We start from the raw sequence: 14,290 nt of genomic DNA on the forward strand, positions 1-14,290 counted from the left end.
AGCATCAGGCTTTAACTCTTTTTTCTTTTATGAAGGCAGCTATAGCAATCAAGAGTATGAATCCAAGACTGACAAAGAAGCCGACGCGGCTTACTCCATCAAGGAGAGTACCGCTGATGGCAAACAGAATGAGAAGCAGGGCAATGATCGTCCGAGTCAGGTCCCACACTGTTTGGCTCATGAGTTTATGGAAGGAAGCCAGGATAAAAAGCCATGTGTACAGAAGCATCAGCCCTGCAGCGGTAGTGATATATTCAAAGAGTTTATCCGGAAGAAGCATGGCAACGACAATGGATAGTGCAACGACCAAAGTGGTCAATCCGAAAGCGGGAAGCGGGACTGCCAATCTCCCCTTTTCGGCAAAAATACCGGGCGCATCGCCTTCCTCGGCCAGTGCCACGAGCATCGTCGTGACGGCGTATAAAGAAGCGACCATGGTAGAAAACCCGGCAATGATCAGAATGGCATTGAATATGTGGGGGACCCATGGAATGCTGTATTGGTCCAGGGCGGTCAGAAATGGGCTTTCATTTGGGTCGATCCTGGTTACCGGTACCAGCTTTAATACGAGATAAAAGGAAAGAATATAAAGGATCGTCAAAATCAAAAGCATGATATTCCCTGATTTCGGTGCTTCCTTAGGATCCTTCAATTCCTTGGCCATCAGACCCATCACTTCAATCCCCCCGAATCCATAGAAGGCAAAAAGAAGGGCGAGCCATAAGCCTTTCCCATCATGTGGGAGAACGTCCTTTATGGGAGATTGAAGAACCCTCCCCGAACTCTCACCCCCAAGCCAGCCAAACATGGCGGCACCTGCAATGAGGATGAACATGATGATGGCAGCAGCTTTCATCACTCCGAACATATTCTCCATTTGTTCCACTTTCCGGACTCCCATCAGGATGATCACCAAACCGAGAAGGGCAAATCCGGCCGTGAATATCCAAAGCGGGATGTGTGGGTACCAAAATTGGGCGAAGAGGGCGAGTGCGGTTAATTGACTTCCCATGATCAACATTTCTGCAGACCAATACACCCATCCGTTACTGAAACCTGCCCAGGAACCGTATGCTTGTTTAGCATATGTCCGGAATGAACCCTTCTCAGGATGATGTGCCGTTAGTTTGGCCAGTGCCTGGAAAACCATCCACGTGCCGATACCCGCCAGCAAATAGGCAATGAGAACCGAGGAGCCCGCTCTTTGAATCGGTATGGCAGACCCAAGGAAATAACCGGTTCCGATGATGCAGCCCACCCCGATGAAAGAGAGCTGCCACCACGATAGATTTGTCTGATTCGTACATTTGCTCATATCATTTCACCTGACCTTTATCTTTCATATTGTGTTGTTCCCGCTCATGAATTATGTGATTGGAATCGGAATGATTTTTCATGAGAAAGGAGAAAGTAAGGGAAAGTGAAATCGAGGAGGCAGGCTGATGGAAAAGATTCATCCGAATTGCTGGAACGAACATGGGGAATTAAAGACGGTCATGGTATGCTCGCCTTCATCAGTGGATGTACCCGATCAAAGAACGGCGGATTATGTAGGGTGGGAGAAACCTGTTAATCAGGAGAAAGCGAAGGAAAACCATGAAGAGATGACGCAGGCCATGGAAGATGCAGGAATAGCGGTCATCGACTACTCTAAATATCTTAAAGATGAGGTTAAGGAGCTGAATCAACAGCTGATTAACCGGGTCTTTGTCAGAGATCTGGCTTGTGTGTATGGGAATACAGTGATTCCGGGTGATGCAGGAACTACCATGAGGGCCCCTGAATATGTTCATTGTCATGAATTGTTTCAATCCTGGTTTGATGAGAAGGTATTTTCGATTCAGGATAATAACCGGTTGAAGGCTCTGGAAAATGGGGATGTGTTTGTGTTGAACAGGGACTCTGTTTTCATTAATACCGGCCTTCGATCAAGCATCGAAAGCATAGAAGCACTGAAGGGGAAGATCTTTCAGGCAGGGTTTTCGGAAATCGGGATCATCGACTTACCAAGGACGGGTGAAACGATGCATTTGGACATGAACTGCAATGTAGCGGGGACTGACATCCTGATTGCGAAAAGTTATATGCGTCTCTTCCCGGTACAAGTCGTCAACGAAAAAGGCGGGAGGTACGTGATGATGGAAGAATTCATCAAGCGTCAGGGCTTCGACGTATTATGGACGGATGACATAAAGCACACGGTCGCGGATATCAATTTTCTGAATCTGGACCCGGATACCCTGTTGATCAGCACGAAAGCCAATAAGAAGATATTGAAAGATCATCCGAAATTAAAAGGGAAAAAATTGATAGAAGTCGATGTGAATGAGCTTGAAAAAGGCGGGGGCGGGATAAGGTGTATGACGCTTCCGTTAGAACGGAGAGAATAGTTGAAATATGGTTCTCGTTTTCTCTACGTAAATGACAGGATTCAACAGCTTTTCCCAGGAAATGATGTTGAACCCTGTCGGTTATGATCATATAACAGACAAAAAGCCGTCCGGATTGGACGGCTTTTGCATTTTGAATAGCTTCTGAATTAATAAACCCCGACAGCGTCCCAAGCTGCTTTAACGGAATTGTAAGTGGAGCTTCCATTTCCGTACAGGTCAGCTGCTGATTGAAGAAGCGCAGCACGTGCATAACTGAAATTACTTGTTGGTGTTAAGTAGACAGTAAGGGCACGATAGTAGATCTTCTCTGCTTTGGCTTTCCCGATGCTTGAGATCGTGTTGTAAGCCGCTTTGTTCGGGATACCGGAGTTTGTATGAACGCCTCCGTTATCGGAAGAGGTGTTCACATAGTTATTCATATGTTCCGGTTGTCCATATTTAGATGGGTTAGAAAGACTGCGCAGTGCATCACCTGAGATGCCAGGTGTGTAGACATCTTCACCCATTAAATAATCACCTGGATCTAAGAAATAGCCGAATACATCAGAGAATGATTCGTTCAGGGCCCCTGATTGATATTGGTATTGTAATCCGGCAGTACGCTCCGTCACGGCGTGTGTCAGTTCATGGGCAACGACATCGAGTGCACCTGATAGGGAAGTGAAGGTCGATCCGTCCCCGTCACCATAGACCATTTGTGAACCATTCCAGAACGCATTATTGTAGTTGGATCCGTAATGGACTGTCGAACGGATGGTCGCTCCGTTATTGTCGAAACTATTGCGGTTATGTGTGTTTTTATAATAGTCATAGACTTTGCCGGCATACGCATGGGCATCGACGTCAGCCGCTTGGGAATACGCGGTCCATGAGTTATTGCTGTCAGTGGAATAGACACCAGGCAGACTGGACCCATTTCTGGCCGTAAAGGTTTCAATGACACCGTTCATCGGTTTCGTCACATCAAATAAGTAATAGGTACCGTTTGAAGAATAAGTATTAAGAGTTTTATAGTCATCTAAAACCCCGTAGCCGCTTCCTGTCGTACCAGCATCTGTCACCGCATTAAATGCTTCGACGATGGAACCGTCTTTGGCATCAACATAAATCTGCCAGTTTGCTCCGTACGGCTCGATGAATTGAAGCTGTACTTTATAAGCAAGAGTGAACTTTCCATCTTTCTCATGGATGACAAGATCATTCTTCACATTGGTGCTTTCTACGTTACTATCTTTCTTTCCATCAATGGCGGGAACGTCTTGAGTTCCTGTCACTGTATCTGCTTTAGATAAACCGATATGTTTCCAAGCAAGATCCGTAGCTGATTTTTGATTGATTTTTGATTTTGTCTTGGTCACTTTTTTAGAAGCTTCTTTGAATAGCTGACCTGTAGTGGCCGTCACTTCATTGTTTTTATTTGTATGGACAATGAAGATGGCCCCTTCAACAGGAACACCGTCCACTGATTGAGTGAATCGATAATGTGACATTCCAAGATCATCTGTCGTCTTTTCAAGTAATGTCAGTTCAGAATGTGGATCGATGGCGAACAGCTCTTTATTTTCCTTCATGAACGTTCTCACGTCTTTGTCGTTCTTCACAATACCCTTTGATAGTTTCCCAGATATGAAGCTAGGCCCTTTTTTATCTATGTTCATGACCTTTTGATGAATGTCCATTTTCGAAGTAATAGAATCTGAAGACTGGGCGAATGCGGATGCACCCGTAAAGGAGGCGCTGAATACAAGAGAAGTACCTAGTGCTAAACTAACTAATTTCTTTTTCGACATAATTACAATTTCCCCTTTTGATCATAGATTTTGGAAATAGCTATTTCTTTTGGCCCCGGCGGCTAATTAGTAGTCTAGTAAAAAAAAGGAAGGTTGACAATGAAAAAAATGGTAATYATCAGTAAATTTAAAATATTTAGTGTTTAATAATGTCGATATAAAACAAATTTGAGGGGAATTTCTACCTTTATCTGTTACTTTCGGTGAAAAATATTTTTCTAGGAATATTCCACTATTTTTTGTGCAAAAGAGTATCAGAGAAGAAACGGTTGAATTTGTTACAGCATTTGGTATAATTAATGTGAATTAATTCACAAACTCACATAAAAGAAATGAGTGGATACTGTGGAAAAGAAAATCGTCATAGCAGGGGGTACAGGTTTCATTGGCCAGTACCTTCAGAAGAAATTTCTCGAGAAGGGCTATAAAGCGACCATCATTTCAAGACAGTCTCCCCATGTGTCGTGGGAGCGGCCCAGTGAAATAGTACAGGCATTGGAAGGGGCGGAAATGCTCATCAATCTTGCAGGCAAGTCAGTCGACTGTCGGTACAATGAAAAGAATAAAGCGGACATTTTCAAATCCAGGACGGAAACGACGGACATATTGGGGATGGCTCTTTTAGAATGTCAGAATCCGCCACCTTTATGGATCAATTCGAGCACGGCCACGATCTATCGCCATGCAGAGGACCGGCCGATGACGGAGGAAGGCGGAGATATCGGTACGGGCTTTTCCGTTGAAGTGGCAAAAGAATGGGAGAAAGCATTTTTCTCCTTTTCATTACCGGAGACGCGGCAGGCGGCTTTACGGATCGCTATCGTGCTGGGACCGGATGGCGGCGTGATGACGCCATACAAAAACCTGGTCAAGTTTGGTCTCGGAGGGGTGCAGGGGCCGGGCACCCAGAAATTCAGCTGGATTCATGTAGAAGACGTGTACCGGATCATTCTTTTTTTGAATGAAGAGAAGGAGTTAAGCGGAGTGTTCAACTGTGCGTCGCCGGATCCAGTGACCAATCGTGAACTCATGGCTAAATTGAGGGATGTGATGAATAAGAAAATAGGGCTCCCGACCCCGAAGTGGATGCTTGAAGCAGGTGCAGTGGTCATCAAAACGGAAACCGAACTGGTTCTGAAAAGCAGGTGGGTCTTCCCGGAACGGCTGGAGAAAGCAGGATTCATCTTTCAATATGATACGCTTGATAAGGCACTGGGGCAGATCCTCTCCAAGTGAAGACGAAAGGACTTATCACACACTGACAAGTCCTTTTCTTGCTATTCCATGAAATCATATGTCGTCCAGCAGCGGTTCATCCCGATCCCTTTCTGCTCGGCATATTCATCTCCCCATTTACACATCTCAAATAGCGTGGCCTGGAGTTTCTTACCCATCTCCGTCGTCGAATATTCGACTTTCGGCGGGACTTCCTGGTACACCGTCCGCTCGACCAGTCCATGTTCTTCCAACTCCCGAAGCTGCTGGGTAACAAGACAGCCACGAATGGGATGCCGGCCTGGTCCTATCCGCATATTCTCGGATTGGATGTGGCAGGAGTGGTCGCAAAAGCAGGAGAAGGGGTAACAGATTTTAAAGAAGGAGATCGTGTCGTTTATCATGGGAATTTTACCAAAAAAGGCGGATATGCAGAGTACGCGGTCACCACTGCCCATACCGTTTCACGTATCCCGGACAGCGTTTCCTTTGAGGATGCGGCAGCACTTCCGACCGCGGGATATACAGCCTATCAGGCCATTCACCGTAAACTGCCCCTCGAACAGATCGACACCATTTTGATTCATGGAGGTGCTGGTGGAGTAGGCGGGTTTGGCGTACAGCTTGCGAAACTTGCTGGGAAGACTGTCATTTCCACGGCTTCCCGTCACAATCATCACTATGTGAAATCACTTGGAGCAGACTATTGTATCGACTACCGGGAAGAAGACGTCACCCGGAGAGTGATGGAAATCACAGATGGTCGTGGTGTTGATGCAGTTGTTGATGCAGTCAGCAGACAAAGTGCCACAGACTCCCTGGATGCTTTGGCCTATATGGGTCACATGGTGTACATCGCCGGTGCCCCTGATTTCACCAAAATCAAATCATTCACGAAAGTCGTTTCCTATCATGAAATCGCCCTTGCAGCGGCGCATCAAACCGATGACTTCAAAGCCCAAAAGGACTTTGCGGTTATCGGAGATGAAATGCTTGACCTGTTGGAACAAGGGAAGCTGGATGCCATGCTGAAGGAGACGGTGACCCTTGAAGACGTCCCGCAAGCCCTCAGCCGTTTATCCGATCGCCATGTGAAAGGTAAGATTGTAGCTAAAATGAAATAATACGAAAAGGAGAGCCCGAGTACCAGGGCTCTCCTTTTTATCTCATCGAACTTCGTTATGTCGCAGGTATTCAAGACTTTTTCGCACGCTTTCGATGGGAGGGATCTTGGAGTCGTCCTGTTCGACGATCCACCAGTCCACATCGCTGTGCATACCGAATTCAAGGATGGGTTCCAGGTCCAGTCCACCTGATCCAAGTTCCGCGAAAAATCGTTCTCCGTCGGTTGTCATGTCTTTTAAATGGACAAGAGGAGTCCGTCCCTGGTAACGCTTCAGCCACTCAACGGGATTTTCGCCGGCATAGGTCAGCCAATAAATATCAAACTCAGCTTTCACCGTGTGGGGATTCGTTTCAGTCAGAATCGTCTCGAGAGCCGTTTTCCCGTTCGATAGAGTCATTAATTCGAAGTCATGGTGATGATAGCAGAGGGTGATACCCGCTTCAAAGCATTTTGCACCAATGGAGTTCAGGTCATCGATCAATCGGAAATAATCATCTTCTGTTCGTTCTTCAGGGGGCAAATATGGGCATACGATATAGGTACTGTCAAGGGCAAGCTGATCCTCGATCACCTGATCCACATTGCTCCTTAGTTCAGATAAAGAAATATGACTGGAGACGGCACGAAGATTCAGCTTGTCCAGTAAATCTTTCAACTCCTTGACGGATAGACCTCCGTAACCGGCAAGCTCGACACCTTCATAACCTAAATCAGCCACTTTTTTAAGAGTACCGAGAAAGTCCTTTTCCGCCTCGTTTCGCAATGTATACATCTGGAGGGCAACAGGAATTTTTTTCATACGCTCACTCCTATCCTTTGGTCATGTTCGCGTTGATTTGAGAAAGAACGCTCTTATATACTTCTAATTCCTCTTCTGAAATCCCTTTAAGAATCGTATCCTCATACAAATTTTCAATGAAAGGGGACAGCTCGTCCTTCGCCGTCACTCCTTTCTCTGTGATGAAAATAAGGAATGATCTTCTATCCTCGGAATTCTTTTCTTTGTAGATCAGCTTTTTTCTTTCTAATATATCCAGGATCCTTGTCAGGGTCGGCTGGTCTTTTTCTGACCTCATGGCAAGCTCTTTTTGACTGATTCCATCCTGCTCTGCAAGTCTCTTCAGAACGGTCCACTGTTCAGGTGTCACATCGAAATCTTTCAGATGGAGAGTGAGGAATCGAATGATATTTTTTACTGTGCGGCTCGTATATAAGCCGATGGTTTCATCTCGGGACATTGTCACTGGTTTCACCTTCTACATGAGTTTCTTCTTTTTATCATACATGAATTCCGGAAGAATTTGAATTAATTGTCACAACAACTATATTTACAAATATACATGTTGTAGATATAATTAGTATAACAATTAATTGCGCGAAGGAGAATGATAGTGGAGCATTCAACAAAACAAAACATCTGGACGCGGCCATTTTTTATGGCGTTACTGAATAACTTTTTTCTCTTTTTAGTTTTTTACTCATTGTTAACCATCCTGCCCCTGTATGTGCTCGATGAGTTGCATGGAACGGAAGGTCAGGCAGGACTTGCTACAACGGTCTTCTTATTATCAGCCATCATTGTCCGTCCCTTTTCTGGAAAAATCATTGAGCTGCTGGGTAAGAAAAAGACGCTCATCCTCAGTGTATTGATGTTCGGGATTTCCTCATTCATTTACTATTGGGTAAATGATTTTTATTTTTTGATGGGGCTCCGTTTTTTCCATGGGATTTGGTTTAGTGTCGGTTCAACGGTCATGGTGGCGATTGCCGCAGATATGATCCCTGCAAACAGGAAGGGGGAGGGACTTGGTTACTTTGCCATGTCGATGAACCTGGCAGTCGTGGTCGGACCGTTTCTTTCCCTCGCCCTTATACAGTGGATCCCGTACACGACATTATTTATGGGTCTTGCCTTGATTATTGTCATAGGCTTTCTTTGCTCATTTGGAATTCAGGTGACGGAGGACGATGTGGTGGAACAGGTAGTGAGCAGACGCTTAACTCTTAAGGATTTAATCGAAGTGAAGGCCATCCCGATTGCATTGGTAGGGTTCCTGACCTCATTTGCCTACTCCGGGATCATGTCGTTTATCTCCGTTTACGCGAAGTCTATCGGGCTATTCGAATCCGTCAGCTTATTCTTCGTCGTGTTTGCCGCTGCCATGCTGCTGTCGCGGCCATATACAGGGAGATTATTTGACCGGTCGGGACCCAATGCGGTCATCTACCCGTCCCTCATTATCTTTGCCGGTGGACTGATTCTCTTGAGCATGACTCATTCCGTCATTTTCTTATTGATTTCAGGAACGCTGATCGGACTTGGGTACGGTGCTTTGCTTCCAAGCTTCCAGACGATGTCCATTCAGGCGGCACCGAAGAGGAGAACAGGGCATGCGACGGCCACGTTTTTCATTTTTTATGACCTCGGGATTGCGGTTGGATCGTTTGCGTTGGGGCTTGTTTCCTCGCAGTTCGGCTTTTCAGCTTTATATATCATCTGCAGTGGAGTGGTACTGGTCACAGTAGCGGCATATAAAATCGTGACGAAACGAAGAACGAAGGCTGTAAATCAAGGAGAAGCGTTGGAGTTATAAAATGTAAAAGGGGCTTACCTTTCGAAGGTGAGTCCCTTTTTGATCGTCAGCGGTTAAGTGAAGGTATGAACCTGAAACGAAACGTACACTCTAAAGGTACAGGGGAGGTGTAAAACCATGGCACAAGACGTACTATGTGAAGTAAGCAACTGCCGGTACAACAGTGAAGGTAAGAAGTGTTCTGCAGACCAGATTTTCGTAGTCAGTCATAAAGGGAACAAAGCGCATAACAGCGAAGAAACGGATTGCAAAACATTCGAACCTGGTATGTAATAGGAGAGAAGGCAACCATAGGCGTGGTTGTCTTCTTTTTGTATAGTATTGATAATAATTCTCAATGTTATACAAAAAGCCCACATTTAAAGTAAAAGACTCCTCCAATCCCTCAACCAAATCCAAACAAAAAACCCGCCGCTAGACGGGTTCTCAATCCTTTTCAATCCACTCCTGTGACCACTTCTCAATATTCTTCATTAAAGGCTCTAAAGAATAGCCTTTCTTTGTTAACGAATATTCAATCCGCACCGGTGTTTCGGGATAGACGGTCCGTGTAACGATTCCTTCTTGTTCAAGATCTTTTAATCGCTCGGATAGAAGTCTGCCGCTGATGCCTATTGCGTCTTTGATGGTGCAGTTCCGTTGAGGGCCAGACAGCAGTTGATAAATGATGAGTCCCGTCCATCGCTGACTTAAGATGCCAATCGCTTTTTCAAATCTTGGACATATTTCAGATTGGTTCATCTTCAATGCCTCCTTTAATCATGGGAATTCTATTTAGTAGTATACCATATAACAGGTGATAGGGTAATTTAATTACTTGACGGAAGATAGTTATTAACTTAAAATTAGTTACATAAAGTAACCTAACAAAAAACGTCTAAAAATAAATCGGAGGAATCATAATGAACTTTCATAAAGAACCCCATACCTTTGTTGGGGAAGTGAGCTTAATCGTACAAGATTTGGAGCAGTCTCTATCTTTTTACAAGGAAGTCATCGGGTTTAAGGTTCTGGAACAATCAGAAAGACGGGCGACCTTAACGGCAGACGGCATTCATGCTTTGTTATCCCTGGAAGAGCCGGATGAAGCTTTACCTAAAGAACCTAGGACGACGGGGTTGTATCATTTTGCTCTGTTGCTGCCAAGCAGAGAGGACCTTGGGAAGATTCTGGCCCATCTGATCAAGCTGAATATACAGCTCGGTTCTTCTGACCATCTTGTCAGTGAAGCATTATATTTATCTGATCCTGATGGGAATGGAATCGAGATTTACAGGGACCGTCCATCATCCGGCTGGACATGGCATGGTGATCAAGTCGAGATGGCCGTTGATCCCATCGATGCAAGGGGGATATTAGCCGAGGCAGAGGGGAAATCGTGGAATGGACTCCCTGCCGGTACAGTGATGGGGCACATTCATCTTCACGTATCAGATTTGAAGTCGGCGGAAGAATTCTACGGGAAAGGTCTTGGCTTTAACGTGGTGAGCCGATTCGGGGATCAGGCACTGTTCATTTCGACAGGCAGGTACCATCATCACATAGGATTGAATACGTGGAATGGGGTAGGCGCACCGGCTCCTTCTGAAAACAGCGTGGGCCTCAACTGGTTCACCCTTCACTTCCCAAATGAAGAAAAACGAAGCAGCATCATTCAACGTCTGGAGTCCATTGGGGCCACAGTCCAGGAACACGACGGTAAAATCCTCACCGTGGACCCATCCGGCAACCACATCCATTTAAGCTTGTAAAGGGGAGGGACGGACCTCGAAAAACGAGGTCCGTCCCTCTAAGCAGTTTTTTTTGGTCCTGCAGATTTTAGTGGGATAATGGTATGTACATACTAAAGGAAATTCGGTTAGCAGGGAGTGGGATGGATGAAGTTGAGTGTATTGGATCAGTCTGTGATTGTAAGGGGAGGGGACGCAGGTAGTGCGTTTCGGAATACAGTCAGGCTTGCACAGTATACAGAGCAGTTGGGGTACACACGATTCTGGGTGGCGGAGCATCATAATACGAATGGTCTTGCGGGTTCTGCTCCCCAGGTACTGATTTCACATATTGCCTCCATGACAACTACGATCCGGGTAGGATCCGGGGGTGTCCTCCTTCCACAATACAGTCCGTACAAAATTGCGGAGGACTTCAAGGTGTTGGAAACCCTATTTCCCAATCGGATTGATCTTGGAATCGGTCGTTCGCCAGGAGGGTCATATGAAACACGGATGGCTCTTACGGATGGGGTGAAAAAGAGTATGAATGGGTTTCCGGGACAGGTGGAGGCACTTCAGAATTACTTGCATCTTTCACCGGGACAATCCGTGAAGGCTTATCCTGACGCAGCGTCTCCTCCACTTCCATGGATATTGGGGATCACTCACCGTGGTGCCAGGGTGGCAGCTGAAAAAGGCACGGCTTTTACGTTTGGTCACTTCATCAATCCGGTCAATGGGAAGCGGGCGCTGGATTATTACCATACACAGTTTCAGCCTTCTTCCTCATTAGCCAGACCTTTGAGCAATGTGTGTATCTTTGTCGTTTGCGCTCCAACCGAGGAGGAAGCAGAAGAGATGGCTCTCACACAAGACTTGTGGTTATTGGCTGTAGAAAAGGGGATTGATACGGAAATTCCTTCCTTAGAAGAAGCAAAGGCAAGAGTGCTGACGCCGAAAGAAAAAGAAAAAGTAAAGGAAAACAGAAAAAGGACGATAGTAGGAACTCCTCAAAAAGTGAAAGAAGAACTAAGGATGCTAAGTGAAATATATCAAACGGATGAATTTATGATCATCACTAACGTGTCGCAGTTTGAAGATAAAGTAAGGTCGTATGAGTTGATAGCTGAGGCGCTTCTCTAAGTCAAGATGAGGCAAGAAAACCTCTGAAAATAAGAAAGGGAACCTATTGCGCTTTCACATAAGGTTCCCTCTCAATTTATATGAAATCAATAATAATAAGGATATGGTTGATAGCCATAAGCTGGCGGATATCCATACCCGTAACCATACCCATAACCCGGGCTCAATAATGCTGCTCCTAATAATCCGCCTGCAAGTCCTCCCACAAACGGACTGAAGCCGAATCCAAATCCTGGTCTTCCGAATCCGCCATAACCGAACCCTGGTCTCCCGAACCCTCCAAATCCCGGTCTTCCGAAGCCTACCCGTCCGATTGGCCGGCGGTAATCATGATAGTCTACAAACGTTTCATTGCCTGCTTGAAAATCATTCATAGCATAAAACCTCCTCTCTCTATCTAGGTTATGAGTATTCGTTTAGAGATGGATTGGTATGGGCATATCCCCAGATAAAGAGATTTTATAAAAATGGACCGAGAGGAGAAGGACAACTAAAATGGTCATGTGTTAAATCACTCATCCTTGTAGAGCACTTGATCCCGTTGCTCTACATTCTATATGTACAGCAACTACAAGTAGAGGATTCTTTTGTCTGGACGAGGGCAGAAATAATGGCTCCAATCGCCTGGATCCAACTGCCGACAACATTCAGGTTCCCACTGTCTTTATTATTTAAAGTGAGGATACCTGATATGGCTTGGAGAGAGTTTCCGATGATTTGTAGAAGGTTCCCATAGATCGAATAAAGCTCTTCTAGTGTATGTTCTTCATCGAAAGAATCAGCCAGGGCAGCCGATCCCCCCAACGCCTGGAGGAGATTCCCTTTGATGTTCAGCTCCTGCTTGATGATGGTATTGAAATCGATGACGATGCCAGCAATGACCGTTACGTTTCCGATGGCTTGAATTTCATTTCCCACTTTCGTCAGTGTGAATTCTTCAATGGCATCAGCTTCGAGGGCGTTCCCAGTAGCTTGAAGTTCGTTTCCTATGAGATTGAATGACCTAAGTGTACCATCAGGAATCCTTTTAATGGGAGTGCTGCCTATGGCGGCAATGACGGTCCCAATGGCTGCAACCCACGCTCCGAACGTTGCTTTTTGCTCATTGCTCATAGTATAATCGCCTACTTTACAGTTCCTTAAATAGTGTATACATCAGGACGATTGTTTGTTCATTCCCACCAAATCGAAGAGGGTAGAGAATCTTCCTCCAGAAGAAATGTTTCACCTATTTTAGGAGTGGCAACGGGCACATTCCGTTCTGCTCCTTTTTTCGTGACCCTTTTAATCGGATCCGTCCACTCGTGAAAAGATAGCGTAAAGGCCCCCCAGTGGATGGGCAGCAGCCAATTCCCTCCCACATCAAGGTGGGCTTGGACCGTCTCTTCAGGGAGCATGTGGATCGGTGCCCATCTGGGGTCATACTGTCCGCATTCCATCAGGGTCAAATCGAAAGGACCAAAGACCTTCCCTATTTCTTTAAAGTGAGGACCGTAACCACTATCTCCGCTAAAAAAGATCCTGGTAGTTTCACCGGCAATAACCCAAGAACACCATAATGTAGCGTTACGGTCATTCAAATTCCGACCGGAAAAATGTCTGGCGGGAGTACAGGCTAAGGTAAGTCCATTGAATTCAACCTTGTCCCACCAGTTTAGTTCGGCTATATGTTCAGGATGAATTCCCCATCGTTCCAAATGACTCCCTACACCAAGAGGAACGAAGAATTGCTTCACTTTGTTTCGGAGTTTCCGAATCGTTCCGTAATCAAGATGATCATAATGATCATGAGAAAAAATCACTGCATCGATGGGAGGCAGTTCATCGATTTGAAAGGGAAGCTCCTTGCTGTACCGTTTTCCACCGATCCATGGAAATGGGGAAGGGGATCTCCCGAACATGGGATCAAGGAGAAGTCTCTTTCCATCAATTTCAATCAAAGATGCGGAATGTCCGAACCACGTAACATTCGTCACAGGGTGGGGGTGGGGAATAGAAGGAAATGCGACTCGTGGAATATCCTGTCTAGGCTTGCGATTAGCGTTTCGTTTGAAAAGGTCGCGAATCATTGAAACGGATGAAGAAAAGCTCGTGTCCATGGAAGTGGGTATTAAATTTTGAAAAGATCCTTGAGAATACTGGAGAGACGAGCCGACTCGCTCACGTGAAGGCTTTTTCCCCAGTGGGGGGTAATACTTCACGATCATCATCCCGGTCAAAATTACGGCTAAAAGCAATATAAGAGTGATAAACATGGAGATTCTCCTTTTCGTTAGATATCTTTTACTATCTCAAATTTGTAAGAACCTGTCCAAAA

The 14,290-nt window shown here is 45.6% G+C and carries 16 protein-coding genes; 7 read left to right on the forward strand and 9 right to left on the reverse strand.

Annotated features, from left to right (window positions below):
* Window positions 1-4: 4 nt before the first annotated feature.
* Window positions 5-1,315 carry an amino acid permease gene (locus AM506_RS11475; protein WP_060672621.1) on the reverse strand — a complete coding sequence of 437 codons (1,311 nt, stop codon included), beginning with the start codon at window positions 1,313-1,315 and terminating at the stop codon, window positions 5-7.
* Window positions 1,316-1,442: 127 nt separating this feature from the next.
* Here AM506_RS11475 and AM506_RS11480 point away from each other — a divergent pair, with 127 nt between their 5' ends.
* Complete coding sequence (locus tag AM506_RS11480; RefSeq protein WP_060672622.1) at window positions 1,443-2,390, forward strand: arginine deiminase family protein; 948 nt, start codon at window positions 1,443-1,445, stop codon at window positions 2,388-2,390.
* 149 nt (window positions 2,391-2,539) lie between these two features.
* On the opposite strand, the gene AM506_RS11485 is transcribed toward AM506_RS11480, so the two are convergent.
* A complete protein-coding gene (locus AM506_RS11485) occupies window positions 2,540-4,183 on the reverse strand; it encodes a M4 family metallopeptidase (RefSeq protein ID WP_060672623.1) in 1,644 nt (547 codons plus the stop codon).
* Window positions 4,184-4,528: 345 nt separating this feature from the next.
* Between AM506_RS11485 and AM506_RS11490 the strand changes: the two genes are divergently transcribed.
* Window positions 4,529-5,419, forward strand: a complete 891-nt coding sequence (locus AM506_RS11490; RefSeq protein ID WP_060672624.1) for a TIGR01777 family oxidoreductase — start codon at window positions 4,529-4,531, stop codon at window positions 5,417-5,419.
* A 41-nt stretch (window positions 5,420-5,460) separates the two neighbouring features.
* Here the strand turns inward: AM506_RS11490 and AM506_RS22105 are convergent, their stop codons facing one another.
* A complete protein-coding gene (locus tag AM506_RS22105; protein WP_235576094.1) occupies window positions 5,461-5,652 on the reverse strand; it encodes a winged helix-turn-helix transcriptional regulator in 192 nt (63 codons plus the stop codon).
* On the opposite strand from AM506_RS22105, the gene AM506_RS11495 reads away from it, so the two are divergent.
* The gene (locus AM506_RS11495; RefSeq protein WP_060672625.1) at window positions 5,641-6,522 is read left to right on the forward strand and encodes a zinc-binding dehydrogenase; all 882 of its coding nucleotides are present in this window, start codon (window positions 5,641-5,643) and stop codon (window positions 6,520-6,522) included. The two genes, AM506_RS22105 and AM506_RS11495, sit on opposite strands and share 12 nt — an antisense overlap.
* Before the next feature lie 42 nt (window positions 6,523-6,564).
* On the opposite strand, the gene AM506_RS11500 is transcribed toward AM506_RS11495, so the two are convergent.
* Entirely contained in the window at window positions 6,565-7,323 is a 759-nt protein-coding gene (locus AM506_RS11500) for a sugar phosphate isomerase/epimerase family protein (RefSeq protein ID WP_060672626.1), read from the reverse strand.
* 10 nt (window positions 7,324-7,333) lie between these two features.
* The gene (locus AM506_RS11505) at window positions 7,334-7,762 is read right to left on the reverse strand and encodes a MarR family winged helix-turn-helix transcriptional regulator (RefSeq protein WP_060672627.1); all 429 of its coding nucleotides are present in this window, start codon (window positions 7,760-7,762) and stop codon (window positions 7,334-7,336) included.
* A gap of 147 nt (window positions 7,763-7,909) precedes the next feature.
* On the opposite strand from AM506_RS11505, the gene AM506_RS11510 reads away from it, so the two are divergent.
* Entirely contained in the window at window positions 7,910-9,118 is a 1,209-nt protein-coding gene (locus AM506_RS11510) for an MFS transporter (protein ID WP_060672628.1), read from the forward strand.
* Between the two features lie 117 nt (window positions 9,119-9,235).
* Window positions 9,236-9,391: a DUF1540 domain-containing protein gene (locus AM506_RS22110; RefSeq protein ID WP_079532121.1), complete on the forward strand. Its 156-nt coding sequence runs from the start codon at window positions 9,236-9,238 to the stop codon at window positions 9,389-9,391.
* Between the two features lie 153 nt (window positions 9,392-9,544).
* On the opposite strand, the gene AM506_RS11515 is transcribed toward AM506_RS22110, so the two are convergent.
* Complete coding sequence (locus AM506_RS11515; RefSeq protein ID WP_060672629.1) at window positions 9,545-9,859, reverse strand: winged helix-turn-helix transcriptional regulator; 315 nt, start codon at window positions 9,857-9,859, stop codon at window positions 9,545-9,547.
* A gap of 161 nt (window positions 9,860-10,020) precedes the next feature.
* Between AM506_RS11515 and AM506_RS11520 the strand changes: the two genes are divergently transcribed.
* The gene (locus tag AM506_RS11520) at window positions 10,021-10,869 is read left to right on the forward strand and encodes a VOC family protein (RefSeq protein ID WP_060672630.1); all 849 of its coding nucleotides are present in this window, start codon (window positions 10,021-10,023) and stop codon (window positions 10,867-10,869) included.
* A 126-nt stretch (window positions 10,870-10,995) separates the two neighbouring features.
* Window positions 10,996-11,973: an LLM class flavin-dependent oxidoreductase gene (locus AM506_RS11525; protein ID WP_060672631.1), complete on the forward strand. Its 978-nt coding sequence runs from the start codon at window positions 10,996-10,998 to the stop codon at window positions 11,971-11,973.
* A gap of 86 nt (window positions 11,974-12,059) precedes the next feature.
* On the opposite strand, the gene AM506_RS11530 is transcribed toward AM506_RS11525, so the two are convergent.
* The 3 genes from AM506_RS11530 to AM506_RS11540 form a co-directional block, all read right to left on the reverse strand.
* Window positions 12,060-12,347, reverse strand: coding sequence for a hypothetical protein (locus tag AM506_RS11530; protein ID WP_060672632.1), 288 nt, complete (start codon window positions 12,345-12,347; stop codon window positions 12,060-12,062).
* A 172-nt stretch (window positions 12,348-12,519) separates the two neighbouring features.
* Window positions 12,520-13,086 (reverse strand): DUF6944 family repetitive protein, encoded by a 567-nt coding sequence (locus AM506_RS11535; protein ID WP_060672633.1) that lies wholly within the window; start codon window positions 13,084-13,086, stop codon window positions 12,520-12,522.
* Between the two features lie 59 nt (window positions 13,087-13,145).
* Window positions 13,146-14,228 carry an MBL fold metallo-hydrolase gene (locus tag AM506_RS11540; RefSeq protein WP_060672634.1) on the reverse strand — a complete coding sequence of 361 codons (1,083 nt, stop codon included), beginning with the start codon at window positions 14,226-14,228 and terminating at the stop codon, window positions 13,146-13,148.
* Between the last annotated feature and the right edge of the window lie 62 nt (window positions 14,229-14,290).

Source organism: Rossellomorea vietnamensis, assembly GCF_001305855.1.
GTDB lineage: Bacteria > Bacillota > Bacilli > Bacillales > Bacillaceae_B > Rossellomorea > Rossellomorea vietnamensis_A.

Bases quoted from the DNA above. Each gene is read 5' to 3' on its own strand.
- AM506_RS11515 (WP_060672629.1), bottom strand. From the start codon at position 9,859: ATGAACCAATCTGAAATATGTCCAAGATTTGAAAAAGCGATTGGCATC.
- AM506_RS11500 (WP_060672626.1), bottom strand. From the start codon at position 7,323: ATGAAAAAAATTCCTGTTGCCCTCCAGATGTATACATTGCGAAACGAG.
- AM506_RS11510 (WP_060672628.1), top strand. From the start codon at position 7,910: ATGATAGTGGAGCATTCAACAAAACAAAACATCTGGACGCGGCCATTT.
- AM506_RS11540 (WP_060672634.1), bottom strand. From the start codon at position 14,228: ATGTTTATCACTCTTATATTGCTTTTAGCCGTAATTTTGACCGGGATG.
- AM506_RS11535 (WP_060672633.1), bottom strand. From the start codon at position 13,086: ATGAGCAATGAGCAAAAAGCAACGTTCGGAGCGTGGGTTGCAGCCATT.
- AM506_RS22110 (WP_079532121.1), top strand. From the start codon at position 9,236: ATGGCACAAGACGTACTATGTGAAGTAAGCAACTGCCGGTACAACAGT.
- AM506_RS11475 (WP_060672621.1), bottom strand. From the start codon at position 1,315: ATGAGCAAATGTACGAATCAGACAAATCTATCGTGGTGGCAGCTCTCT.
- AM506_RS11520 (WP_060672630.1), top strand. From the start codon at position 10,021: ATGAACTTTCATAAAGAACCCCATACCTTTGTTGGGGAAGTGAGCTTA.
- AM506_RS11495 (WP_060672625.1), top strand. From the start codon at position 5,641: ATGTTCTTCCAACTCCCGAAGCTGCTGGGTAACAAGACAGCCACGAAT.
- AM506_RS11505 (WP_060672627.1), bottom strand. From the start codon at position 7,762: ATGTCCCGAGATGAAACCATCGGCTTATATACGAGCCGCACAGTAAAA.
- AM506_RS11525 (WP_060672631.1), top strand. From the start codon at position 10,996: ATGAAGTTGAGTGTATTGGATCAGTCTGTGATTGTAAGGGGAGGGGAC.
- AM506_RS11480 (WP_060672622.1), top strand. From the start codon at position 1,443: ATGGAAAAGATTCATCCGAATTGCTGGAACGAACATGGGGAATTAAAG.
- AM506_RS11530 (WP_060672632.1), bottom strand. From the start codon at position 12,347: ATGAATGATTTTCAAGCAGGCAATGAAACGTTTGTAGACTATCATGAT.
- AM506_RS11485 (WP_060672623.1), bottom strand. From the start codon at position 4,183: ATGTCGAAAAAGAAATTAGTTAGTTTAGCACTAGGTACTTCTCTTGTA.